The sequence below is a fragment of the Streptomyces sp. NPDC002499 genome (assembly GCF_053595415.1).
The window spans coordinates 429420-453659 of sequence record NZ_JBSFXO010000002.1 but is presented as its reverse complement, the minus strand read 5'-3'; the positions used below and the strand labels follow the sequence as shown (position 1 = coordinate 453659).

At 69.8% G+C, this 24240-nt stretch carries 15 protein-coding genes; 3 read left to right on the top strand and 12 right to left on the bottom strand.

The genetic code is table 11. From position 1 onward, the window contains the following. Positions 1-148: 148 nt before the first annotated feature. Positions 149-3622 (bottom strand): trypsin-like peptidase domain-containing protein, encoded by a 3474-nt coding sequence (locus ACWD5F_RS06665; protein ID WP_451251746.1) that lies wholly within the window; start codon positions 3620-3622, stop codon positions 149-151. A 72-nt stretch (positions 3623-3694) separates the two neighbouring features. Between ACWD5F_RS06665 and ACWD5F_RS06660 the strand changes: the two genes are divergently transcribed. Further along, the gene (locus ACWD5F_RS06660; protein ID WP_451251744.1) at positions 3695-4045 is read left to right on the top strand and encodes a CU044_2847 family protein; all 351 of its coding nucleotides are present in this window, start codon (positions 3695-3697) and stop codon (positions 4043-4045) included. A gap of 301 nt (positions 4046-4346) precedes the next feature. Here the strand turns inward: ACWD5F_RS06660 and ACWD5F_RS06655 are convergent, their stop codons facing one another. From ACWD5F_RS06655 to ACWD5F_RS06635, 5 genes are read right to left on the bottom strand one after another with little or no spacing between them, the layout of a single operon-like run. Continuing rightward, positions 4347-7322: a glycoside hydrolase family 2 TIM barrel-domain containing protein gene (locus tag ACWD5F_RS06655; protein WP_451251742.1), complete on the bottom strand. Its 2976-nt coding sequence runs from the start codon at positions 7320-7322 to the stop codon at positions 4347-4349. Between the two features lie 58 nt (positions 7323-7380). After that, positions 7381-10110 carry a glycoside hydrolase family 38 N-terminal domain-containing protein gene (locus tag ACWD5F_RS06650; protein ID WP_451251740.1) on the bottom strand — a complete coding sequence of 910 codons (2730 nt, stop codon included), beginning with the start codon at positions 10108-10110 and terminating at the stop codon, positions 7381-7383. Between the two features lie 26 nt (positions 10111-10136). Next, positions 10137-10943: a carbohydrate ABC transporter permease gene (locus ACWD5F_RS06645; protein ID WP_451252281.1), complete on the bottom strand. Its 807-nt coding sequence runs from the start codon at positions 10941-10943 to the stop codon at positions 10137-10139. A gap of 47 nt (positions 10944-10990) precedes the next feature. Next, entirely contained in the window at positions 10991-11947 is a 957-nt protein-coding gene (locus ACWD5F_RS06640; protein WP_451251738.1) for a carbohydrate ABC transporter permease, read from the bottom strand. 7 nt (positions 11948-11954) lie between these two features. Continuing rightward, positions 11955-13292: an ABC transporter substrate-binding protein gene (locus ACWD5F_RS06635; protein ID WP_451251736.1), complete on the bottom strand. Its 1338-nt coding sequence runs from the start codon at positions 13290-13292 to the stop codon at positions 11955-11957. A 317-nt stretch (positions 13293-13609) separates the two neighbouring features. On the opposite strand from ACWD5F_RS06635, the gene ACWD5F_RS06630 reads away from it, so the two are divergent. Continuing rightward, positions 13610-14611 (top strand): LacI family DNA-binding transcriptional regulator, encoded by a 1002-nt coding sequence (locus tag ACWD5F_RS06630; protein ID WP_401714987.1) that lies wholly within the window; start codon positions 13610-13612, stop codon positions 14609-14611. Between the two features lie 18 nt (positions 14612-14629). On the opposite strand, the gene ACWD5F_RS06625 is transcribed toward ACWD5F_RS06630, so the two are convergent. Next, positions 14630-15637, bottom strand: coding sequence for an alpha/beta fold hydrolase (locus ACWD5F_RS06625; RefSeq protein ID WP_451251733.1), 1008 nt, complete (start codon positions 15635-15637; stop codon positions 14630-14632). Positions 15638-15901: 264 nt separating this feature from the next. Between ACWD5F_RS06625 and ACWD5F_RS06620 the strand changes: the two genes are divergently transcribed. Continuing rightward, on the top strand, positions 15902-17860 hold the full coding sequence (locus ACWD5F_RS06620; RefSeq protein ID WP_451251731.1) for a PASTA domain-containing protein: 1959 nt from the start codon (positions 15902-15904) through the stop codon (positions 17858-17860). A 70-nt stretch (positions 17861-17930) separates the two neighbouring features. Here the strand turns inward: ACWD5F_RS06620 and ACWD5F_RS06615 are convergent, their stop codons facing one another. From ACWD5F_RS06615 to ACWD5F_RS06595, 5 genes are read right to left on the bottom strand one after another with little or no spacing between them, the layout of a single operon-like run. Then, complete coding sequence (locus ACWD5F_RS06615; RefSeq protein WP_451251729.1) at positions 17931-18281, bottom strand: DoxX family protein; 351 nt, start codon at positions 18279-18281, stop codon at positions 17931-17933. Beyond that, on the bottom strand, positions 18278-20275 hold the full coding sequence (locus ACWD5F_RS06610; RefSeq protein ID WP_451251727.1) for an acetoacetate--CoA ligase: 1998 nt from the start codon (positions 20273-20275) through the stop codon (positions 18278-18280). Before ACWD5F_RS06610 ends, ACWD5F_RS06615 begins: the two co-directional genes overlap by 4 nt. Then, positions 20272-21918, bottom strand: coding sequence for a bifunctional 3-(3-hydroxy-phenyl)propionate/3-hydroxycinnamic acid hydroxylase MhpA (gene mhpA / locus ACWD5F_RS06605; RefSeq protein ID WP_451251725.1), 1647 nt, complete (start codon positions 21916-21918; stop codon positions 20272-20274). The genes ACWD5F_RS06610 and mhpA overlap by 4 nt, the downstream gene beginning before the upstream one ends. A gap of 33 nt (positions 21919-21951) precedes the next feature. Next, complete coding sequence (locus ACWD5F_RS06600; RefSeq protein ID WP_451251723.1) at positions 21952-22890, bottom strand: fumarylacetoacetate hydrolase family protein; 939 nt, start codon at positions 22888-22890, stop codon at positions 21952-21954. A 60-nt stretch (positions 22891-22950) separates the two neighbouring features. Next, positions 22951-24105 (bottom strand): VOC family protein, encoded by a 1155-nt coding sequence (locus ACWD5F_RS06595; protein WP_451251721.1) that lies wholly within the window; start codon positions 24103-24105, stop codon positions 22951-22953. Positions 24106-24240 lie beyond the last annotated feature (135 nt).

The window sequence follows — 24240 nt, the reverse complement described above, 5'->3', positions numbered from 1 at the left end:
ACGAGAACGACGCTGTCACGCGGGCCACGGCCCTGCACAGTTGCCGCTGTCATCACTCCGATGTGCGGAACGCATGGGTAACTTGGCGACCGTCCACTCGGAGCAGCACCTGGCTGCGCGTCGCTGTTGATGGCCCCACCGGGGATGACTACGACCGGTTGGCCGGAGGTTCGATCGCTCGGGGGCCGGGCCCACCGGATTCGAGTGCGCGGCGTTCCGGGGCCTGGGACTTCACCTCGTCCAGGACCTGCTCCAGAGTGACGCGCTGCACTGTGTGTGCCATGTTCTCGCTCGCGAGCACCCTCGTGAGTTCCGCGACAGCCCGTCTCTGGTTGACGCGACCGAGGAAACGGGCGGCATCCATCCGCCTGCTGTCCGGGGCGAAGCGATCGCGGACCAGCTTGACCAGCGCCTTCTCCCCGGCTCGGCGGTCGAGTTTGGACAACGTGTACGCGTAGTGCGCCGGTGTGTGCATGCTGTCTCGGTCCAACTCGCGACGGAGCGCCTTCTCGGCCCTCCGGGGACTCAGTTCCACCAGGGTGTCGACCAGGACGGGTGCCGTGCCCAACGACTCCTCTCTGATCCGCTTCGCCAGGGCACGCGTGGCGCGGCCGCTGTCCAGCTCCGCCAGCAGCAGGGCGACCTGGACGACGTGGGGGTCGTGGTTCAACTCGTCCTCGCCGATCAGCTTTTCCAGAGTGGCCCGGGATCGCCACGCGTTGTGCAGGACCAGGGCGTGAGCGACGGTCACCCGCTCTTCTCCCGAACGGGTCCGGTCCAGCGCCCACTTGATCAGCGGCCGGGCCGGATCCCAGCGGTTCTCGGCTCTGGCGACCTCGACGAGGAACTCAGGGCCCCGGAGCTCGGCCACGTCTCGTCCCGCGACGAACGGCGGAGCCGGGAGGGTCCGCAGCTCCGGCAGCAGTTCGGACAGATACACGGCCGCCCTGAGGCGGTCGCCCCACGACATGGACTCGTCGGACGCGAGGGAGGTGAACGCCTCCACGCCCAGGGCGTGGTCCAGCAGGCCGAGGGTCGAGGCCGCGTCGAACCGGGAGCTGACGACAGCCTGGGCCGCGGGCACGGGATAGAGGTACGTGGTGGTGTCGCACACCTCACGCCACTGCGTGGTGCTGTCGGCAAAGGTCATGCCGGTCGCCACGGCTTCCCGGAGCAGCGTGACCGCCCGGTCGCGGTCCCAGGCGGCCAACTCCCATACGGCTGCCAGGCGTTCGTGCACCGCGAGCCACCCCGAGGCCGCCATCTCCTCCAGCAGCGCGAGGCCGTCGGCCCGATCGGCGTAGACGAGAGCACCGGCGGCCCAGGCGCAGCCGTGTCTCAGCGCGGTGGTATGGAGCCGGGTGAGGATCTTCGGCCGGACACGGTCGGGAAGAGAGCCCTTGTCGTGCAGCAGGCGAGCAACCAGCCCGGTCGCCCGACCCGGTCCATGCGATTGCGCAGAGGTATCCGTGAACCCGGCCACGTGCGGTGCCGTCCCGTTCCGCGCCTGCCATGCGGACCCCCGCATGCGCTGCGGACCGCTCGGCTCGAACAGGCTCAGCACCAGGTCGCCCGCGTCCTTGCCGAGTTTCGCCCACAGCCCGAACACGAACTCCACATAGGCGTTCTCCTCGGGAAGGCCGTACACCAGCCGGCTCTCGCTCATCCCCGACACCACGTCGCGGCCCTCGCGCGTGTTCGGCTCCGCGGTGCGTGCCGTGACCCGGGCCGCCAGGAACTCCTCCACTGTCTGGTGCAGGAATCTCAGGTCGTCGCCCTCGTCGATCACCAGGCCGGTGCCCCGCAGCAGTTCGCGCAGTACCTCTCGCCACTCGTCCGCCGGCAGATGCCCGGGCCGCAGTCCGGTGGTCCCGTGGACGGCCAGCTCCAGCACTGGTTCGGGCATGATGCCGGTCCGGCGTTCCCACGCGACCTGCTCCATCAACCCCCGTACGCCCTTGACGAGTTCGCTCACCGCTTCTGGGGCGTCCGGATAGCCCTCGACACGGGCCCGCAGCCCTTGGAGGGCCAGGGTGGGCCGCCGGTGCATCTTCTCCAGGAGACGGTCGATGAACCGCTCGTACAACTCTATCCGGCCACGCGGCAGTGGACTGTCGGGGCTCTCGGCGAAGATCACCACGAGCATCGTCGCCAGCAGGGGGATGCCGGCCAGGTGCAGCATGTGGCTGCGTTCCGTCGCTTGGAGGAACCGGTCGGCAAGCGCCTCCGCCTCCGGCAGCCGCAGACTGTGGAACCACTGGTTCGCGAACTCGCGCAACGCGTTCAGTCCGAAGGGCTGGATACGGAAGACGGGTACCTCCTCCCCGAGCAGGGGCTCGAGTTCGTCCCGGGGCAAGGGCCGCGTGGTGACCAGGACGCGGAAGTCCGGTGTCCGGCAGAGCGACGCGGCGGCGCCGAGCACGGCCCTGCGCAGCTCGGGGTCGAGCACCTCGTCCACCCCGTCGACCAGCACCAGCCACGGCACTCCCGGCAGTGGCGGGCCTTCGAACAGATCGGCGGGCAGCGGTGTCCTCAAACGCATGGCCGGATCTCGTTCCACGGCGCCGCGCAGCAGGTGGGAGAGGTATCCGGGCTGTGCGAGCGCGTCGGCCCGGATGCGAATCGGCACCACAGGCGGCTGTCCGCCGGCCAGCCAGGCGTCCGCGAGCCGCACGGTGAGCCGCCGGGCAAGGCTGGACTTCCCCGCGCCGGGGCCGCCCAGCAGCACTACGCTCCGGTGCTCCGTGAGCAGCGACTCGGCCGGCAGCAGCGGTATGTCACCGAGATCCGCGTGCGGTTCGACCTCCGCCCGGAGGGAGACATGCTGGCTGACGTAGACGTCCGCCAGCGGCGGCGTCCCGGCGCCCGGCACCCGGACCGCGTACGGATGGTCGTCGGCCGCCGCCCCGGCGGCCGACAGGTATGCGCGCAACGCCGGGCCCGCGTACCTCCAGCCGCCCGCGCGCAGTTGAGCATCGTCCAGCAGCTCCAGCCAGGCACAGCGGGCAGGGGTCACGGCGACGGGCTCGTCGAGGAAGTCGTAGGTGTCGAGGATCGTGCGTACGGGGACGAGCCGCGCGCCGGGCACACCGCGCTCCAGCGAGTGCGCGAAGCGGAGGACGCCGCACACGGCCCCGGTGCGCCAGTTGAGGACCGGGGCGCCGCTGAAACCGGGGGCGGCGCGGCCGTGCGTCGCGTGGTACAGGGCCACCGATTCGCCTCTGTGCACCCGATGCGAGGGCCCTTGGGCGCTGAAGGAGACGGAGTCGCCTTCCCGGTAGGCCCCTTGAGGGTGTCCGTACGACCACAGGTCGTCCCCCGGCTCGATCGCCTCGGCCAGGCAGGCGACCCGATGGTCGAACTCCTCGGGTACCCGCAGCAGTGCCAGGTCGGCGCCCGATCCGTCCGCACCCGCCGGCCGAAACCACTCCGGCACCGCTCGCAGCGACACCTCCCGGCCTTGCCGGCGCGCGACGACCGGCGCGTCGACGGAACCCACCACATGAGCGCAGGTGAGCACCAGCCCTGGCGCCACGAAGAAGCCGGAGCCCTCGGCGCCGTCCGCGCCCGTGAGCGCGAGTACGACATCGGACAGCGCATCCACGAGATCGGACCTTGTCACGTGCCGATTGTGACCGCGAACGTCCCGTCACGCACCTAATATGCGGGCATACACCAGGAGTTGGGGGAGCCCATGACGGACGAGATGATTCCGGTGTCGCTCCCGGACGGGAGCAGACTGCTGGTTCGGGCCGAACGGACCGAACAGGCGGCCGGGGGCGGGGACGACGAGCGTGAGATCGCCGCACGCCCGCCGAGCATCGACCAGGTCACCGCAGCGGTCGGCGGCTTCGCCGAACGTATCGGCGACGCCCTCAGGAACTCCGGGCCCACGCGATTCACCGTCGAGTTCGAATGCGAGATCGGCTTCGACACCGGGGGGCTCTTCGCGATCCTCGGCAAAGGCAGCGCGAAGAGCGCCTTCCGTGTCGTCATGGAGTGGGACCAGAAGGACCAGAAGGACCAAGTGGATCAGCGGAGTTAGGGCTCGTCGCCACGATGTCGATCGCGACACGAAGCGGTGTCTCCGCGTGTCCTAGCAGTTCCCGGGTGATCACTATCGCCTCGATGGTGCCCACACCCCGCTCGGCCAGCAAGGTCTGGACAGCCTCCATGCCCTCGCCCTCGAGGACCGGTCGGGACTCCTCGACCAGCGCGGTCCAGCGTGCGGCCTGCTCGGGGCGTAGTCCCGTGATGTGGTCGAACATGACCTCATCTTCCCGCTCCGCGTCGATGGGGTGCGGTGGGGGTGGGGGAAGGGAACGGGAGCGCGGCCACCCGAGACGTCACCCCGCCGTCATACGCAGCCTGATCGTCCGGGATTCAGGGCGCAACGCGAACTCGGGCCACACGTCCGGCCCGCAGGCCCGCGAGCCGAGCCCGTGCTGGGCCGCGTCGATGATCAGGTGACTGCTCGTCGACTCGGGCAGTTCGAAGGGGTGTTGGGCCCGGGCGATCTCCTGCGGTGTGTGACGGCTGAGCGTGAAGCCGGGGCGCCGCCCCTGCGTGTCGGGGATCGCCACGACGCGCAGCACCACGCCGGCGCCGCTGGCCAGTGTCAGCTCGCGCAGTTGGGAACGGTGCCCGGTCTCCTGCGGGCGCGGGTAGTCGACGGCGAGGTCGCCGATGCCGTCGGAAAAGTGACCCGTACGTGCCGCGCGGAGACTGTCGGGATAGGACTCCAGCGGACCCAGGCCGAACCACGCGGCACGGTCCACGGGCGCCGCCCCGTCGGGCAGTTCGAAGCGGACCCCGATTCGGGGCCACACCGTACGCCAGCCGCTGGACGGCGAGATCTCCACCCGCAGTTCCAACTCCCCGTCGTCCAGCGTCCAGTTGGACTCCACGGTCACCGACAGGGCGGTGTTCGCGGCGGAGACCTTGTCGACGGTGCGCAGCGCGTCCGCGGTCTGCTCCACGCTGACGCGCCGTGTGGTCAGCCGGTCGAGGCCGTCGGCACGCCAGAGGTCGGCGTTGGACACCCCGGCGATGCTGGCGTCACTGTTCTCGACCCCGTCGGACGGGCTCTCGTCGTTGTCGGTCGGCGCGCGGAACAGCTCAAGGCGCGGGCCGGTCACGGCACGACCGGCGAGACGGGTGAGGGATCCGTCGACGAACTCGGCGATCCCGAGCGAGAGCGTGCCATCTCCCGGCCGCCAGCCGGTTCGTGGCCGGACGGCCGGGACGGGACGGCGTATCGAGCAGTCGAGTTGAGTGGTCGCGACCACATGCCCGGCCGGCGCCCAGGCGGTGTCCGTGGCCAGCACCGCGTCGACCGTGAGCCAGGTCTCCGCGTCCGAGGCCACCGCGATCCGCGGCATCGCCACCCACCCCGCCTCACCGGCCGTGACGACGGGCACGTCCAACTCGCCGGAATCCACCGGCGTTCCGTCGTGCTCGACGGACCAACGGAAGTGCAGATCCGCCGTGTCGGCCGAGTGCCGCAGGTTGGTGATCGCGAGCTTGTCGCCGTCGAAGGCGAAACGGACCGGCTGCACGACGGCCTTGTACTCGTGGAGGCTGGGCGAGGGCACGTCGTCGCTCAACAGCATGCCGTCCATCACGAAGTTGCCGTCGTGGACGACCTCGCCGAAGTCACCGCCGTAGGCGTAGTACGGAGTTCCGTCCGGGGCGGTGGCCAGGATGCCGTGATCGCGCCACTCCCAGACGAAACCGCCGTGCAGCCGCGGATACTCGTGCACGAGCGCCTCGTACTGGTCGAACGCGCCCGGCCCGTTGCCCATCGCGTGCGCGTACTCGCACAGCAGGAACGGCTTGGTGCGCTGCCGGGCACCCTGCGCGGGGGTGCAGCCGAGCAGCGGGGCGCGCGAACCGTCGGTGCCGATCTGCTCGGCCTCCGGCACGGAGGCGTACATGCGCGAGTACACGTCGGTGTACTCGCCCGTGTAGTCACCCTCGTAGTGCACGGGGCGTTCGGCGTCGCGGGCGTGGACCCAGGCCGACATGGCGGCGAGATTGGCGCCGGTGCCCGCCTCGTTGCCGAGCGACCAGATCACGATGCTGGGGTGGTTCTTGTCGCGTTCGACGGTGCGCTCGATGCGGTCGAGGTAGGCGGCGCGCCAGGTCGGGTCGTCGCTCGGGTTGCCGACCCAGCCGACCTTGTCGAAGCCGTGTGTCTCCAGGTCGCATTCGAGGACGACCCAGAAGCCGAGTTCGTCGGCGAGGTCGAGCAGCCGTGGGTGCGGCGGGTAGTGGCTGGTGCGGATGGCGTTCACGTTGAACCGCTTCATCCGGGCCAGGTCCTCGCGGGCGTGCTCCTCGTCGAAGACCCGGCCGCGCTCGGGGTGGGCCTCGTGACGGTTCACTCCGTGGAACACGACCCGGCGGCCGTTGACCAGGAACTGGTCACCGCGGATCTCGACCGTGCGGAAACCGACGCGCAGTGCGATGCTCTCCGCGGCCGTGGACACGGTCGCGTCGTACAGGCGGGGCCGCTCGGCGGACCAGGGCTCCACGAAGGCGATGTCCAGGGCGGCCACCTCGGCCGGCGTCGCCCAGACCTGTTCGACGCCGAGCTCGGGGATGCGCAGGGTGACCGGGAACGCCGACGCGTCGGCGGTGACCTCCGCCTCGACTCGCCCGCGCCCGTCGTCGAAGCCGGTCCGCAGCCAGACGTCCTCGATGCCCCCGGCCGGCCGGGCGAGCAGGGTGACGTCGCGGAAGATGCCCGGCAGCCACCACTGGTCCTGGTCCTCGACATAGCTGGCGGCGGACCACTGGTGCACGCGGACGGCGACGATGTTGTCGCCCGTGCGCACGGCGGTCGTCACGTCGAACTCGTGGGCCAGCCGGCTGCCGCTGGCACTGCCGATCTCCACGCCGTTCACCCACACCCTGAACAGCGACTCGACCCCGTCGAAGCGCAGCACGACCCGCTCGGCGTCCGACCAGTCGGCGGGCATGTCGAAGTGGCGCCGGTAGTCGCCGGTGGGGTTCTCGTCCGGGACGTGCGGCGGGTCGATCGGGAACGGGAACTGGATGTTCGTATAGATCGGACGGCCGTAGGCGCCGTCTCCCTCGAGCACCCAGTGGGAGGGCACGGGGAGGTGGCCCCAGCCGTGGTCGGCGAAGCCTTCGGCTGCGAAGTCCTCCGCCGCCGACGCCGTGGGTGACAGACGGAAGCGCCAGGGCCCGTTCAGCGAGAGCGAGGGGGCGTCGGAGTGCAGCCACGAGCGCGCCGGGCGCAGTGCGCCACGCGCCGGTGCGGTGTCCGAAACATGGGGGGAGAGCTCGGGGAGCAAGAGGTCACGACACTTTCTTCGTTGCACGATGCGGAGCGAGATTCGGGGTCATGGCCGGCTACCGGAGCACGACGGTGCGGATCTCCCATGGCCCCAGGGCGAGTTCGAGCTCGTCCGTGGCCTGGGTGCGGGAGATCGGGCGGCCGAGCAGATCGACGGTGGTGGCCTCGGTGAAGGCGCCCGACACGCGGACGGTCGTCGCGTCGTCGCTCATCGCGGTCAGCCGGACCTCCGTACCGGGCCCGTGCTGCGCGTCGGTGACGCGGCGGATGCTCGACACGAAGACGTCCTTGCCGTCGACCCGTACACCGGTCTCGTCGGGGGGCAGTTGGCCTCCGGCGTCCCCGGTGCCTCGGGTCACGAGGACGTCGTTGCGGAACCGCTCGGCGAGAGCGACCGCGTCGGCGCCCTGCCAGCCGGTTGCCGAGGGGACGACGGCGAAGCGGTTCTCGACGCGCATGCCGAGATCCTGCGCACCGGGTACGGGGATCTCGCTCGCCGCCGGTTCGTCGCGGAGGGGATGGATGTTGACGCTGATCGAGCCGATCGCGCGCAGCAGGGTGACGGCGAGTTCGGAGCCGCCGTCGACGAGTTCGTACTCACTGGAGTGGTCGAGCAGGACGTTGGCCGGTCCTGCCGACACGAACGAACTGGCCGGGAAGGTCGGCAGCGGGTACTCGCCCCAGCCGCCCTCGGCGGTCAGCCCGCGCTCGGTGACCGCGAACTGCCCTGCGGACGCCGAGGAGTTGACGGGTTCGGGCAGCGGCACGTGGAAGCGCAGCCGGTGGTCGGCGGACTGGTTCAGGAAGGACGTGGACACGCGTACGAACGGCTCGCCCGCGCGGACCTCAACGACCGTCTCCACCGGTGTCGCCACGCTCCGCTCGCCGCGCAGGTCGCGGTCGGAGGAGAGGGCGGTCGGCCAGTCGTAGACGCGGGTCACGCGCAACCGCGCACGCAGGGGGCCGGTCTCGAGGAGGTCGACGCTGACCTCCGACGGCTCCGACACGAGGAAGTCGCGCGCCGGGGGAGCGTAGTTGTAACTGTCGCCGCGGTCCCCGCCGTCGACGAGTCGGCCGACACCGCGCAGCACGGTGCCGTCGGACCCGGCCAGGTCGAGGGTGCCGTCGGCGGCGACCGCGACCTCGACCAGCCCGTTCGCCAGCCGCAGATCGGTCGCCGTGGCGGGCGCGTACGGCAGCAGCGCGCCGGAGGCGTCCGCGCTCGGCGTGACCCGGAAGGCGGCCAGGCCGGAGGCGGGAACGCTCACGGGCACGAGCGCGGTGGCCCGCGCCTCCTCCAGCGTCAGCACCCGCCACTCACCGGGATGCGCGGCCGCCGCGGCGGCGACCTCGCGGCGCAGGATCAGCAGGTCGAACGGTCCGCTGGTCGGCACCTCGGCGAGGTGGAACACGAGCGAGTTCGGGGTGAGTTCGTAGTGGTCGATCAGCCGCCCGAACAGCTCACGCCGGTGGATGCGGCGCAGCACCCGCTCCAGCTGCGAGGCGTCCATGCGCTCGTCACTGAGGACGGTCGGCGCCTCGGAGACCAACTGCACGGGATACGTCGATCCGTCGGCGTCCGTCGCGATCAGCGCGGTGCCCTCCGGCGGCGCCACGACGTCCACCTCGACCAGAGCCGTACGCGCCGACGGCAGCGGATTGGCGACCAGATGACCGTCGCTCGGCACCAGGGCGGCGGGCTCGGTGAGGGCCGCGTCCCGGACGGCACGCGCCGTCTGCGCGGCCTCGGCGAGCCTTGCGGCGACCTGGTCGCAGGTCTCGTCGGTGCCGGAGCCGACCACCGAGTCATGGGCCGTCGACTCGATGATCTTGTGCCAGGCGAGGGAGAGGAACGGCGAGTCGTCGCGCCCGGACCACAGCGCGTTCATCCGCTCGGCGTGGTCGATGACGCGCTCGGCGGCGGCCATCCGCTGCTTGAGCCCGAGCCGTACGGACAGCACGCCGGGGAGGATGTTGCCTCGCACGTGACTGCGCAGTTCACCTGTCACGGTGGCCGTCACCTCGTCCCGCACATGCTTGCGGATGTACTCGTCGAGCGTCGCCACCGTGATGGGAATTCCTTCCCCGGAAGCGGTCCGCAGCCACGACACCAACCGCGGGTCGGGCGCGTTGTGGTCGGTGCCGGCCATCGCCAACACCGGGTCCGTGCCCCAGCGTTCGGCGGTCATCTCGGCGTACTCGCCGAGCGCGCGACCGATCTGGTCGGGCACCAGCAGCACGTCGAGGCCGTTGTCGTAGCCGTCGAAGAGGAACTCGGTACGCACCTCGGAACCGTCGGGAGCGCGCCAGCGGAAGGCGTGGCCGTCGACGGAGCCGGGCACCCCGCGCCACAGCGCCGCGTGCTCGATCCCGGCCCGCGCCAGGATCTGCGGCATCTGCGCGACGTGGCCGAACATGTCCGGCAGATAGCCGATGGGCATGGCGCCGCCGAGGCGCTCCGCGGCCGCCCAGCCCATCTGGAGGTTGCGCACGATGGTCTCGCCGGAGCAGAGGAACTCGTCGAGCAGGATCAGCCACGGCCCGACGGCGAGCCGGCCCTCGCCGACCAGGGCCACGACACGGTCGCGGTGCTCCGGTCGCATCTCCAGGTAGTCCTCGACCGCGGCCATCTGCCCGTCGACGGTGAACCGGAAGTCAGGGTTCGACTCGGCTGTCTCCAGCACGGTGTCGAGGGCGGTGACCAGTCGGTGCCGGAAGACCTGGAAGGGCTCGTACCATTCCCGGTCCCAGTGGAAGTGGGGAACGAAGACAGCCGAGTTGGGCATGGCGTGGGACACCTTCTGTGTGGGGGTCACTTGAGTGAGCCGGCGGCGAGGCCGGTGCGCCAGAACCGCTGCAGGAGCATGAACAGGATGATCACCGGCACGATCGACACCAGCGAACCGGTGATCACGGACTCCTGGAGGAGCGGCGACCGGGCGGTCTGCCCGTTCCAGGTGAAGAGGCCGAGCGTGATCGGGAACAGCGATTCCTTCTGGAGCATCACCATCGGAAGGAAGAAGTTGTTCCAGATGCCGACGAACTGGAACAGGAAGATGGTCACCAGCGCCGGCGACATCAGCTTGAAGGACACCGAGAAGAACGTGCGGAACTCCCCGGCGCCGTCGAGGCGCGCGGCCTCGAGGAGTTCCTGCGGCACGGCGGCGTTCGCGAAGATTCTCGCGAGATAGACGCCGAACGGGCTGACGATGCTGGGCAGGAAGACCGCGAAATAGGTGTTGACGAGTCCGGTCTCGGAGAACAGCAGGAACAGCGGCAGCGCCAGCGCGGTGGAGGGGACCAGCACACCGCCGAGAATGACCGAGAACAGGAACTCACGGCCGCGGAAATGGAACTTGGCGAGCGCGTAGCCGCACAGCGCCGAGATCAGGGTGCCCACGGCCGCGCCCAGCACCGCGTAGATGACGGTGTTGAGGATCCACCGGCCGAAGATGCCGTTGTTGAAGGAGAACAGGTTGCGCAGGTTCTCGAACAGGTTGAAGTGCGAGAACACCAGGCCGTTGGTGGAGGCCAGGTCGCCCTGCGGTTTGGTCGCCGCGACGATCAGGAAGTACAGCGGCAGCAGGAAGTAGATCGCCAGCAGGAACATCAGGGCCATGACGGCCGGACGGCTCACGCGGCTGTCTTTGACAGCGGGTCGGTTGCTCACAGTCCCGCCCTCTTGGAGGTCAGTCGCATGAACCCGAAGCTCAAGACGAATGTGATGACCGCGATGACCACCGAAATGGCTGCGGCCTGCTGGTAGTTGTTCCCGACCGCCACGGTGTACGCCAGCATGTTCGGGGTGAACGTGCTGGAGATGTTCGAGGAGATCTGCCGCAGCACCGCGGGCTCGGAGTACAGCTGCAGCGTCCCGATGATCGAGAACACCGTGGTCATGACGATCGACGGGGCGATGATCGGGACCTTGATGCGCCAGGCGATGGCCCAGTTGCCGGCCCCGTCGATCCGCGCGGCCTCGTAGAGCTCCTGCGGGATGGACTGCAGGGCCGCGAACATGATCAGCATGTTGTAGCCGGTCCACAGCCAGGTCGAGATGTTGGCCGCCGACCACAGCACGGCACTCGGGCCGAGGAAGTCGGGGTGCAGACCGAGGTTGTTCAACAGGTCGACGACCGGGCTGAGTTGCGGCGAGTAGAGATACGACCACATGATCGCCGCGATGACGCCGGGCACCGCGTACGGCATGAACGCGGTGATGCGGAAGAAGCTCTTCAGCTTCAGCAGGGGAGCGTCCAGCAGCAGCGCCATGATCAGCGCGAGGAACAGCATGACGGGCACCTGCACGATGCCGAACAGCCCGATGCGGCCGATGCTGGACCAGAACTCGTCGTTCTGGAACACCTGCGCGTACTGATGAAAGCCGCCGAACGTCGTGTACGAGGTGCCGTACTGGCCGCCGGAGCGGCGCACCACGCGGAAGCTCTGCCACAGCGCGTAGCCGACGGGCACCAGGTAGAACAGGATGAACGGCAGGAAGAAGGGCGTGAGGAACGCGACGATGGTGCCGGCCCGGGGGCCGCCGACGTCCAGACGTGGACGTCGGCGGCCCCCGGACGGTGCTGACACCGCGTCGGCGGGACGGGTGGTGATCTCGGTCATTCCGGCGTCACTTGCCCGCCGTGGCCGGGATCGCCAGGTCCTTCATGGACTTCAGCGCGGCGGCCTGGGCGGTCGCGAGCGCGTCGGACAGGGTGCCGTCACCGCCCGCCGCCTTGGCGATCGCGTCCTGGAGCGCCAGGTTCACCGTCTTCTGCGTGGGACCCCAGGAGAAGTCGGTGTCGATCTTCTTGGACGAGTCCGCGAAGACGTCGAAGATCTTCTGGTTGTTGTAGTACGGCACACCCTTGGACAGCGCCGGGAGCTTCAGCCCGTCGTTGGCCGCCGGGTACAGACCGCCCAGCTCGTTCTCCATCGCGAGCGCCGCGGGGTCGGTGTTGAGCCAGTTGTTGAACTCGGCCGACTCGTAGAGGTGCTTGCTGCCCTTCATGAACGCGACGGTGGAGCCGCCCCAGTCGCCGGACGTACCGTTCGATCCCCAGGTCGGCATCGGCACGATCGACCACTTGCCGGCCTGCTTGGGCAGGTTGTCCCGCAGGCCCGTGTAGCCCCAGGCGGCCCCGATCTGGGTGGCGATCTGGTTGTCCTGGTAGGCGGCGTACATCTGCGTCGACCCGTTGGCGACGTCGGTGCGCACGAGCTTGTCGGAGATCAGCTTCTGCCAGTAGTCGGCGACCTGCTTGCTCTTGTCCGACTCCACGGTGACGTGCCACTTGTCCCCGGAGTAGCTGTACATGTTCGCGTTGTTCTGCCAGAGGAGCCCGTTGAACCACTCGGCGTTGTTCGGGTCGAAGAACGTGATGGTGAGCTTCGGGTCCGCCTTGTGCAGCTTCTGGGCGGCGGTGAGGTACTCGTCCCAGGTCGTCGGGACCGCGACGTCGTACTTCTTGAAGAGGTCCGTGCGTACGTACATGGCCATCGGACCGGTGTCCTGCGGGAGGGCGAACACCCCGGTGTCACCGAAGCTGGCCTGCGACCAGGTCCACGGGACGAACTTCGACTTCGCGGCGGCGGCCGTCTTGCAGGCCGAAGCGTCCACGAAGGCGTCCTGGGAGCGCAGGGTGGGCAGCTCGTCGTAGCCGACCTGGGCGAGGTCGGGCGCCTTGCCGGCCTTCAGCGCGTTGCCGATGGCGCCGTACTGGTCGTTGGAGATGTTCTTCGTCTGGACCTGGATGTTCGGGTGTGACTTGTTCCAGAGGTCGACGACCTTGTCCATGCCGTTGACGGTGTTCCAGTACTGGAGGGTGACCTTGCCCTTCGCGGGCTCGCAGGAGGCCGCGGACGACTTGTCCGACGAATCGTCGGAGGACGAACATCCGGCGAGAAGGACGATGCTTGCGCCCGCGGCGACGACGGCGAGGCGGGTACGTGTGATTGTGGTGCTCATATCTTCCGTTCCAGAGAACGACTAGCGACGGTGCTAGGCGGGTCGACGTTGACACCTCAGGCGGATGCCTTCTGGTTGGAATCCTGTTGGAATCAGGGACCGTGAGCGGTAACGTGAGCGCTCACGGGAGCGGTAACGGGAGCGTTCACGAAGCACTTGTTCTGAATTGATTGGGAGTGTGCGCTTCGGTACCACCGAGTGTCAAGACTCTGGAGTGACACGGGCGCCCGTACACACGGTCGCACCACAACTTGAGCCCGGGGCATACTCGGTGCCCCTGCCGAGGCACGCGCGTCGGCAACAAGCGGAGGTGAGAGATGGCGTCGTCGGGGAGTGGACCCCGCAGGGTCACGATCGACGATGTGGCCCGGAGCGCCGGAGTCTCCCGGCAGACCGTGTCACGGGCACTCAACGACAAGGACGAGATCGGCGTCTCCACCAAGCAGCGCGTCCTGGACGCCGCCCTCGCGCTGGGATACCGCCCGAGCCGCTTCGCCCGCGGCCTCGTCCGCCAGGACACGATCAGTGTCGGACTCGTCATCCCCGACCTGCTCAACCCCTTCTTCACCGAGGTCGCCGCCGCCGCACTGGACGCGGCACGGGCGCGCGAGTGGCACGTCGTCGTCTACGACACCGGCGACCGCGTGGAGGAGGAGCGCGGCACCCTCGAAGTGATCGCCTCGCAGGTGGACGCCGTGGTCGGCTACCTCAGCCTGCCGGAGGACGAGATCGACAAGCTGACCCGAGGGCTGCCCGTGGTGCTCATCGACCGCGAACACCGCACCGAACGCTTCAGCTCGATCCGGATCGAAGGCGAGGACGGCGTCCACGCCGCGATCAGGCATCTCGTCAAGACCGGGCACCGGCGCATCGGCATGCTCGATCACGCCGAGCGGTCCAAGCCGAGCATCCGGCACCACTGGTTCGACGCCGCGATGTCCGCCTGCGGACTGGACGCCGACGCGGTGAGCCGCGCGGACCAGAGCGTCGAGGGAGGCGAGGCCGCCCTGCGCGAACTCCTCGCCGCCCACCCCGACGTCACCGCCGTGTTCACCTTCAACGACATCATCGCCATCGGTGCCCTGCGTGCCGCCCGCCGTCTCGGCCGGGAGGTACCCCGGGACCTGGCCGTGATCGGCTTCGACGGCCTCCGCCTCGGCTCACTCGTCGAACCGCCCCTGACGACCGTCGCCCTGGACACCCGCGGCCTCGGCGCCCTGGCTGTCGAACAGGCGGCCCGGCTGCTGACCGGAAGCGGTCCGCTCAGTCATGACGAACTAGCGGTGGGGGCGGAGCTGCGGCTGCGCGAGTCGGCGTAGCCGGCTCGCGCGCCCTCGCTACTTCAGGAAATCCCGCAGGACAGCGACCATCTCTTCGGCGGCTTCGAAAGGCCAGAAGTGGCCGGAGTCGAAGAGATGGACACCGCTTCCCGGCGGGAGCATCGCCGCGATGTGCGGATCCGTGTAGAACTCGCGGGGCTGCAGCGGGTCGTCCGCTCCCTGGAGCAGCAGGACGGGGCACGTCCACCGGGGAATGAGCCGGGTGCGCCGCTCGATCCATTCCTGGCGGAACGACGAGGAGTTGAAGTACCGGGGGACGGCGGTGCTGATGCCGTCGTAGCCGAACTCCTGCACGGTCCGGACCAGGTCCGATGTCTTCACCGCGCGCTCGGCGAGCAGGGAGTAGGCGGTGACCACGAACCGACGGGCATCGGCGAGGGTGGCCGGAGCCTCGGGCGAGGTGAAGACCGCCTGCTGCGGGTGGAGGTCGGGGTGGAGATGCCAGAGGTGCTGCTGTCCCCGGCCGTAGCGGACGACGCGGTGACCCGCCCGCGCCACGAGATGGTCGCCCACCGGAGTTCCCCGGTCGTGCGTGACCAGGCTGAACCGACCGATCCCGAGCTGGTCCAGCAGGGCTTCGAGCTGGCCGGCGACTCCCTCCTGCCGGAAGTCCCCGGTGCCCTTCTCCGACTGGCCGTAGCCCTTCAGGTCGATGGCCAGGCAGCGGTGGTCGGCGCCCAGGGCCTCAAGGGCGTAGTGCCACTGCCACCAGGAGTCGGGCACGCCGTGGAGTAGGACGACCACGGGGGCATCCGCGGGGCCGGCTTCGACGAAGTGCCAGCGCACGGTCTCGCCGTCACCGGGAGCGTCGACGAAGCGGTGAGTGACGGTGACGTCTCCCAGTCGCTCTTCGCGGCCGTCCTCGTCGGGCACGCGTGGCGGAGTCTCGGGTAGTTCGGCCACGAGTTCGTCCACCTTGGACAGTCTGCCGACCGCCTCGTCCATCACCGTACGGATACGGGCCGGCGGCGCTGTGTAGTCGTACGGAATCGCGTCTTTCGACATCGCGAAGCCCTCCAGAGTGATCCGGCTCGGGTGGCTGCCCGGCCAAGGCCGCAGCTCCTGAACGAAGCGAGCAGGGCAGGCGTGGGCTCCGAGCGCCCGTCCCTGAGCACTCGAATTGACCACTGGATCAAAGTTGATAGAAACATCAGAGTGGTGCGGCGTCAAGAGGTCATAGTTGCCCGTCGGTGTGCAATTATCGGACTGTGCTCCTCGCTGCCGCGCCCTGCCGGCGGCCCGAATTCCGACCCTCCGTGGAGAAGCGCAGTGAACCTCGGCGAATCAGACGACCTGACCATTCCCCACCAGGGACACCCGACGGCCCTCCTCGGCGGCCGGTACGAACTGCGCTTTCTCCTCGGCTCCGGCGGTATGGCCGAGGTGCATCTCGCACACGACCTCCGGCTCGACCGTGGCGTGGCCGTGAAGACCCTGCGCGGCGACCTGGCCCACGAACCGGTCCTCCAGGAGCGGTTCCGGAGGGAGGCGCAGTCCACCGCGTCGCTCAACCACCCGTCCATCGCGGCGGTGTACGACACCGGCGAGGACATGACGCTGGGCGGTCAACTGCCGTACCTCGTCATGGAGTATGTCGACGGGACCACCCTGCGGGAGACCCTGTACTCAGGGCCTTCGCCGACCGTCGAGCGGGCCCTGGAGATCACGGCCGGGGTCCTGCGGGCCCTCGACCACTCCCACCGGCACGGCATCGTGCACCGGGACATCAAGCCGGCCAACGTGATGCTGACCTGGGCCGGAGAGGTCAAGGTGATGGACTTCGGGATCGCCCGGGACGAACGGGACGTCGGCATGACACAGACGTCCGCCGTGATCGGCACCGCCCTGTACCTCTCGCCGGAACAGGCGATGGGGCGGGAGACCGACGCGCGCTGCGACCTGTACTCCACCGGCTGCCTGTTGTACGAACTCCTCACTCTGCGGCCGCCGTTCACCGGCGAGACGCCGATGGCGGTGATGTACCAGCACATCCAGGAGGTCCCGAGCGCGCCGAGCCTGTACAACCCCGGCATCGGCCCGCAGGTGGACGCGATCGTGCTGCGCGCCCTGGAGAAGGATGCCGCGAGCCGCTACCAGTCGGCCGAGCACATGCTCGCCGACATAGAGGCCTACCTCGGATCGGGACCGTCCGCGGCGGGTATCGGACTCCCGCAGCCGGCGAACGACCTGCCGGACGTCGATGCCGACCGGGAGGAGCGCCGACGTCGCAAGGGAAGCCTCCCGCTGATCTCGGCGGGCGCGATCGTCGTCGTACTGGCCCTGATACTGGGCTGGTTCATGTTCGGACAGGGCGCGCCCGCCGACGGCAAGGCCGATGTGCCCGACCTGGTGGGCCGGACGCTGGAGGAGGCCCGGCGCACGGCGGCCAACGTCGACCTCACGGTCACCGTCGACAGACGGGAGCCCTGTGCCGACCAGCCGAAGGGCCACATCTGCGAACAGAGCCCGAAGGACGGGGAGCTCACCAAGGGCGAGGCGGTCGCGGTCACCGTCTCCACCGGAGCGCCCAAGGTCGAGGTGCCGGACGTGACGGACAAGGACAAGGGCGACGCGTCACGGATCCTGGAGGACAAGGGCTTCGCCGTGAAGCTGCGGTACGTCGAGTCCCAGGACGATCCCGGAACGGTCCTCACGCAGAGCCCGGGCGGGGGCGAGCGGGCCGAGAAGGGGACCGAGGTGGTCCTCCGGGTGGCGAGAGAGGCGGAGCGGGCCACCGTCCCCGACCTGTCCGGCGCGACCGTGGACGAGGCCAGGAAGCTGCTGGCCGAGCAGAACCTGAAACTGGGCAGCACGACCGAGGTGGAGAGCGGAGCGGAGTCCGGGACCGTGGTCGGACAGAGCGTCGCCTCGGGCGAGGAGGTCGAGCCGGACACGTCGGTCGACGTCAAGATCGCCAAGTCGGTGCAGACGGTCGAGATACCGGCCGACATCACCGGCAAGACCCTCGCCGAAGTCCGGGACGAACTGGGCGCACTCGGCCTCCAGGTCGCCGTCGCCACCGGCTACTCCCAGGCGGACGACGCGGTGGTGACGTCGAGCACCCCGCAGGCGGGCAGTGAGGTGGAGGCCGGCAGCACCGTGGTCCTCTCCACGCAGGACCCCGACACCGGCGACTCGGACGAGGGCACGACGACGGGCGGCGCCACCGGGGGTGCCACGGAAACGGCGACCCCTCAGTTGCTGCCGCCGCTTCCGCTGCCGAGGTGAGGTGAGCCTGTGACCGACAGCGTGGCCCGTACGGCACTGCCGTACGGGCCACGCTGTCGGTTCGCGGGGGTCAACAGGCCGCCGACAAACCGACGTTCGCCCCCGCCACGACCATCAGAACCGTGGCGGGCAGGGCTCGCACCAGAGGGTCCCCGTGACGCAGGTGCGCCACGGCGGCGGCGCCCATGAGCAGCGCGAGTCCCGTCGCGGCGGCAGCGCCCAGCGGGGCCCGGACCAGCCCCACCAACAACCCGCCGGCCCCCGCTACTTCCAACGTGCCGACGACACGGTAGAAACCCGGAGACAGCCCGAGGTGAGCCGCCGCCTGGCGCATGGCGCGTACGGCCGCGATCTTCGCCACCCCCAGGGGCAGGAAGACCAGGGCCAGTACGGCGGCGGTGATGATCTGTGCCGTTCTCATCCCGCGGTGCCTCTGCGACTGCGGCGCTCGGCTCCCAGCCGGGCGTAGTAGTCGATGAGACCGGGGTCGTCGATCGCGGCGGGGTTGACGACATCCTCGGCGGAGGCGCCCTGGAGGAGGCGTTTGACCGGGACTTCGAGCTTCTTGCCGGTCCGGGTGTGCGGCACGGCGGGGACTTCGAGGATCTCGTCGGGGACGTGACGGGGTGAGGCGCCGGCCCGGATCGCTTCCTTGATCTTCGCGCGGAGGGCGTCGTCGAGGGACACTCCGGCCGCGAGGACCACGAACAACGGCATCCAGTAGCCGCCGTCGGGTTCCTCTGCGCCGATGATCAGCGCCTCATTGATCTCGGGGAGGCGTTCCACGACGTCGTGGATGTCGGCGCTGCCGAGGCGTACGCCGTTGCGGTTCAGGGTGGAGTCCGAACGGCCGTGCACGATCACCGAGTTGTGCCCCGTGACGGTGATCCAGTCGCCGTGCCGCCACACGCCGGGATACGTCGAGAAGTAGGCGTCGTGATAGCGCTCGCCGTCGGGGTCGTTCCAGAAGGACAGCGGCATCGACGGCATGGGGCGGGTGACGACCAGCTCGCCGACCTGGTCGACGACCGCGCGGCCCTCGGCGTCGTACGCGGCCAGTGCCACACCCAGATTCGGGGCCGAGAGTTCCCCCGCCCACACGGGAGTAGTGGGTGCGCTGCCGGCGAAGCCGGCGACGATGTCGGTGCCGCCGCTGGTGGAGGCGAGCAGGACGTGCGTGCCGACGTGGTCGCGGACCCACGGGTAGGCGGAGGCGGGCAGGGCGGACCCGGTGCAGCCGACCACCCGGATCGCCGACAGGTCGTGCACGGACGGGTCGATGCCGAACTTGGCCATCCCCAGCAGGTATTGGGGACTCGTGCCGAAGACGGTGACGCGGTGCCGGGCCGCCAGTTCCCAGAGGGTGTCGGGGCGGGTGAGCGGGGCGGGACTGCCGTCGTAGGTGCAGGTCGTGGCGCCCGTCAGGAGCGTGGAGGCGACGAGGTTCCACATCATCCAGTGGGTCGTGGTGTACCAGAGGAGACGGTCGCCGGGGCCGAGGTCCGAGTGCAGGCCGAGGGTCTTGAGGTGTTCGAGCAGGACGCCGCCGTGGCCATGGACGATGCCCTTGGGCAGGCCGGTCGTGCCGGAGGAGAAGACGACCCACAAGGGATGGTCGAACGGCACCGGAGTACAGGCGAGTTGCTCCGTGCGAGTCGCCGCGTCCTCCCACGGGACCACCAGTGACGGGTAGGTCCGCAGGGGCCACGGCAGGCCCACGTGGTCGACCAGCAGGGTGGCCTTCAACGTCGGCAGTGCGGTGGCGAGTTCGAGGGCCGCGTCGCGACGGTCATGGGTGGTGCCGTTGAAGAGGTAGCCGTCGGCCGTGATCAGGACGGTGGGTTCCAGCTGGGCGAAGCGGTCCGCGGCGGCCTGGGGTGCGTAGTCCTGTCCGCACACCGACCACACCGCACCGAGGGAGGCGGCGGCGAGGAACGCGACGATCGCATGCGGGGTGTTGGGCAGGTAGCCGACGACCCGGTCGTCCTTGCCGACACCCAGGTCGCGCAAGGTGGCGGCGACGGAGGCGACTTGGCCGCGCAGTTGCCTCCCGGTCACCTCGTAGCCGACGCCGGTCTCGTCGAGGGCGAGGATCGCCGTGTCGTCGTCGGAGAGGTCGCGCAGCGCGTGGTGGGCGTAGTTGAGGGTGGCGCCGGTGAACCAGCGGGCGCCCGGCATCCGTTCCTCCGCCAGCACCTGCTCGTACGGCGTGTCCGCGTCGATGTCGAAGTACTCCCACACCGCACTCCAGAAACCCTCCAGGTCGGTGACCGACCAGTGGTGCAGGGCGGCGTAGTCCGCGTCCGCCGCCACACCCCGGTGCTGCGCGGCCCAGCGGGCGAAGTCCACGATGCGGCTGGCCGCGGCGGCCTCCGGGGTGAGGGTGAAGAAGGGGTCCGGGTACGGCGTGTTCATCGCGTGGTGCTCCTCAAGAGGCTTTTCTCGACAGACCGTTGGGAAGGCAGGGGGCTTCGGGTGGTGTGCAGCAGGGACGCCCAGGCGGCGGCGTCCGTGAAGGTGTCGCCGCCGGCCGGGACGACATCCATCACGACGCGGTCGGGCCGCAGCAGCACGGCGCTCGCCCGTCCCTCGCGCAGCCAGGCGGCGAGACGGTTGTCGTCGCCGAGGCCGGTCACGGAGACGGTCCGGGCGCCGAGACCGTCGGCGACCGCCCGCAACGAGGGCGAGAGCGGTACGGCGGTCAGCACGGCGAAGGAGTCACCGAGGAGTTCGTCGAGGCGGGCGTGCCGTCCGTCGATGTCCACGAACGGCTGCGGACAGAAGCCGCCCACGAGACCGTGCCGCCCGAGGCCGAGGCCGTGTCGGCCGAACCGGACGCGGCGTCGTACGAGTGGCCCGGTGGCCAGTGCCGGGCTGAAGTCGCGGGCGGCGGCCGAGGTCAGTCCGGGGATGCGGACGGCCGCGCCCAGGACGCCGCGGCGGAGAGCGGCGGCGCTGTCCTGGCCTCCGGTCATGGCCCAGCCCAGCGCGACCGCGAGCCGGATCACATGGCGGGCGTGCGGTGTGCGCTCCGCCTCGTAGGTGTCCAACAGCCGTTCGTCTGCGCCCTGTTGCAGGACCAGAGCCAGCTTCCAGGCCAGGTTGTAGGCGTCGCGCAGACCCGCGCACAGTCCCTGTCCGACGAACGGCGGGGTGAGGTGGGCCGCGTCACCGAGAAGGAAGACGCGCCCACGGCGCCAGCGGTCGGCGATGCGAGCCCGGAAGGTGTACTGGGCCTGCCGTACCACCTCGAAGTCGGCACCGTCCGCCAGGTCCACCCATGGGGCGAGCAGCTCCCGCAGCCGCTCGTGATCCGGCTCCGCGCCGTCCTCCAGCCGGAACTCCCAGCGGTAGCGGTCCTCGCCGATGCGCATGAACGTCCCCGGCCGGCGCGGATCACAGATCTGCTCGACGCCTTCCCAGCAGCGGACCGGGAGGCTGGTGCGTACGTCGACGACCGTCCAGCGTTCCTCGAAGTGGAGGTCCTCCCAGGCGGAGCCGATGGCTTCGCGGGTGATGCTGTTGGCGCCGTCGCAGCCCAGGACGGCGGCCGCCCGCAGCAGGTGCTCGCCCTCGTCGTCGCGATAGCTCACGCGGACCGGACCGTCGCCGTCCTGCGCGACGCCGAAAACCTCCACCCCGTCCCGCAGTTCGGCCTCGGGTGTGTCGGCCAGGGCTTCGCGCAGCACGCGCTCCAGTTCGGGCTGGTCGAACATGCTGGTCTGCGGGAATCCGTGCACCCCCTGAGCGGCGCGCGGGAACTCGGCCATCACGCGGTGCCGGGCGTCCAGCAGCCGCAGTCCCCGCGCGGGCCGGGCGATCGCGGTGAACTCCTCCTGGACCCCCGCGGCCTGGAGGATCCTGATCACTTCGTCGTCGGTGGCGACGGCGCGCGGCAGGGGATAGACCTCCCGGTGGCGTTCGAGGACGACGGTACGGATGCCACGCCGGGCGAGCAGGAGGGCGGCGGTCACGCCCACGGGCCCCGCCCCGACGATCACCACGGGCAGCTGGTCGGGGGTGGTGTCCGGTGGCCCGGCGGCTTGGTCGACAGTCATGTGCGGCTCACTTCATGTCGGTTTCGGTGTGGGTCAGTTGGCGTCGGTCACCTCGGTGCGCTGTTCGCCCAGGTCGATGCGTCCGTCCGGCGTGGCGATGGTCGCGGTGATCAGGTCCCCTCGGTGCAGGTAGCGCGGGTTGCGGGCCTGGGTCCTGAAGAACGCCTTCCACTTCGCCGCGGGCGGCAGCAGCGCGCCGATCTTCTCGACCGCCTTGGGCGGGGCCTTGAGGGCCGTGCCTCCGGGGGTGCCGGTCAGCAGCAGGTCGCCGGGGTCGAGAGTCTGGAAGCGGGCCAGCAGGGTGAGAGCCTGCGCGGGCCGGACGATCATGTCGCTGAGGGTGCGGTCCTGTCGCAGATCGCCGTTCACGTTCAACTTCAGCCGCAGGTCCAGGAGATGGGCGAAGTCCTCCGCCTCCAGCAGGGAGAGGTAGGGCCCGGTGGGCGTGAAGGTGGGGTACGACTTGCTCTCGTAGAACTGCGTCTTGGTCAGCTGCACGTCACGGGCGCTGACGTCGTTGGTGACGACGAGCCCGGCGACGTACGACGGCAGCGCCCGCTCCTCGACGACGGTGCCGATGGGCAGCGGTGCGCCCATGACCAGGCCGAGTTCGACCTCGTAGTCGAGGAACTGCACGTGGGCCGGACGGACCACGGCGTCGTGCGGGCCGCTGACCGAGCCGGACGCCTTGCGGAAGAAGGCGGGCGGGATGTCGCCGGTAAAGCCCGAATCGCGGGCGTGGCTGCGGTAGTTGACCATCTGGGCGACCACGCGGCAGGGCGTGGTGACGGGGGAGAGGGCCACCATGTCGGCCACCGGGGTGCCCGCCTCGCCGCTGTCGGCGGCTTTCCGGACGGCGGCGCGGTCGGCCAGCAGCTCGGCGGTGGTGCGGGCCTTGGTGTCGACGGGGACGGCGCGCGCGTCGCGCACCACCCACCAGCCGTCGGCGGTACGCAGGACGTTGGTGCTCATGTCGGTGCCTTTGTCGAGGAGTTGGGGGAGTCGGGGGAACGAGGGGTCGGGAGCCGGGGGTCAGGAGTTGGCGGCTCTGAGGAGGCCCAGGAGGCGTGCCGGGTCCATCTCGTTGTCGCCGCGCAGGGCCTGGATCACGTCGCGGATGCGCGCGGGGGAGGGGCTCGCGCCGAGGAAGTCGCGGGTGGCCGGCGGACCCCACTGGGCCAGACCGCTGGTGGACATGGGTGCCCAGCCGGGTTCCAGGTCGTGGGAGAAGAGGTCGCCGTCGGCGAAGTGCTCCAGCATGAGGCGGTCGGGATCGCGCCAGTAGTCGAAGAGCTGGCTGCCCTGGATGTGCCGCCCGATGCCCCAACTGCGCTTGTAGCCGCGCTCGTTGAGGTACTCGCCGCCGGCCGCGATCGCGTCCAGGTCGGTCACCTGGTAGGCGGAGTGGACATAGCCGTTGGCGGGGCCGAGGTGCATCGCGAGGGTGTGGTGGTCGACGGCCACGCTGCCGCGGTCGCAGCGGATGAAGGCCATCGTCGGACCGCGGTCGCGCTGCCCGTCGAAGAACAGGAAGTCGGACACGATCATGCCGAGCGTGTCCAGGTACCAGTCCAGGGCACGGCCGAAGACCCGTGTCTCCAGCACCACATGGCCCACGCGCTGGATCCGGGCCGGCTCCCGGGGCGGACGCTGCGCGAGGTTCGTACGACGGTGATCCGTGCCGAAGTTGAGCAGCAGCGGCCGCTGCTCGGACAGGGCGGGCAACTCCTCGCGGCAGTGCACCACGCGCACGGGGAAGCCCGACGGGTCGAGGAGGCTCACTGCCCTGCCGCCGCCCGGGACGTCGGCATCGCGTACCTCCGTCCCCGTGGCGCGGGCCAGCCGGTCCAGGTCGGCCCGCTCCGCCGCGCGGAACGCCGGGCCGATGAAGCCGCTGGTGCGGCCCTTGCGGATCACCATGCACGGTGAGCCGGCGAAAGTGCCGCGCAGCCACAGCTCGCTGGGTGTGCGGGCGGCGATCCCGAAGCCGAAATCATGGGCGAAGACCTCGGCACGGTCCAGGTCGGGCTTCTGGAACTCCAGCCAGGCGAGGTCGGCCACCTTGATCACGGGGTTCCGGGAGCGCCCGGGGTGCTCGCCGCGCAGCGCACCGTGTTCGCTGTGGAGGTCCTGGTGGGCCGTCCTGAGATCGCTGGCACCGACCGCGTCGACGCGGGTTTCGGACATGGTGTCCTCCAAGCAACATTGTCGTAATGATGAAATCATCAACTTTGACTCTTCGGGCGTCAAGGGGTGGATCGAGTAAGGTGATGAAATCATCAGAGTCGCGCCGACCTGCGAACCGGCCGGTGGACTGACCGG

What these genes read in the sequence shown, in the direction of transcription:
- ACWD5F_RS06660 (WP_451251744.1), top strand. Translation starts at nt 3,695, where the DNA reads ATGACGGACGAGATGATTCCGGTGTCGCTCCCGGACGGGAGCAGACTG.
- ACWD5F_RS06650 (WP_451251740.1), bottom strand. Translation starts at nt 10,110, where the DNA reads ATGCCCAACTCGGCTGTCTTCGTTCCCCACTTCCACTGGGACCGGGAA.
- ACWD5F_RS06645 (WP_451252281.1), bottom strand. Translation starts at nt 10,943, where the DNA reads ATGGCCCTGATGTTCCTGCTGGCGATCTACTTCCTGCTGCCGCTGTAC.
- ACWD5F_RS06640 (WP_451251738.1), bottom strand. Translation starts at nt 11,947, where the DNA reads ATGACCGAGATCACCACCCGTCCCGCCGACGCGGTGTCAGCACCGTCC.
- ACWD5F_RS06635 (WP_451251736.1), bottom strand. Translation starts at nt 13,292, where the DNA reads ATGAGCACCACAATCACACGTACCCGCCTCGCCGTCGTCGCCGCGGGC.
- ACWD5F_RS06630 (WP_401714987.1), top strand. Translation starts at nt 13,610, where the DNA reads ATGGCGTCGTCGGGGAGTGGACCCCGCAGGGTCACGATCGACGATGTG.
- ACWD5F_RS06625 (WP_451251733.1), bottom strand. Translation starts at nt 15,637, where the DNA reads ATGTCGAAAGACGCGATTCCGTACGACTACACAGCGCCGCCGGCCCGT.
- ACWD5F_RS06615 (WP_451251729.1), bottom strand. Translation starts at nt 18,281, where the DNA reads ATGAGAACGGCACAGATCATCACCGCCGCCGTACTGGCCCTGGTCTTC.
- ACWD5F_RS06610 (WP_451251727.1), bottom strand. Translation starts at nt 20,275, where the DNA reads ATGAACACGCCGTACCCGGACCCCTTCTTCACCCTCACCCCGGAGGCC.
- mhpA (WP_451251725.1), bottom strand. Translation starts at nt 21,918, where the DNA reads ATGACTGTCGACCAAGCCGCCGGGCCACCGGACACCACCCCCGACCAG.
- ACWD5F_RS06600 (WP_451251723.1), bottom strand. Translation starts at nt 22,890, where the DNA reads ATGAGCACCAACGTCCTGCGTACCGCCGACGGCTGGTGGGTGGTGCGC.
- ACWD5F_RS06595 (WP_451251721.1), bottom strand. Translation starts at nt 24,105, where the DNA reads ATGTCCGAAACCCGCGTCGACGCGGTCGGTGCCAGCGATCTCAGGACG.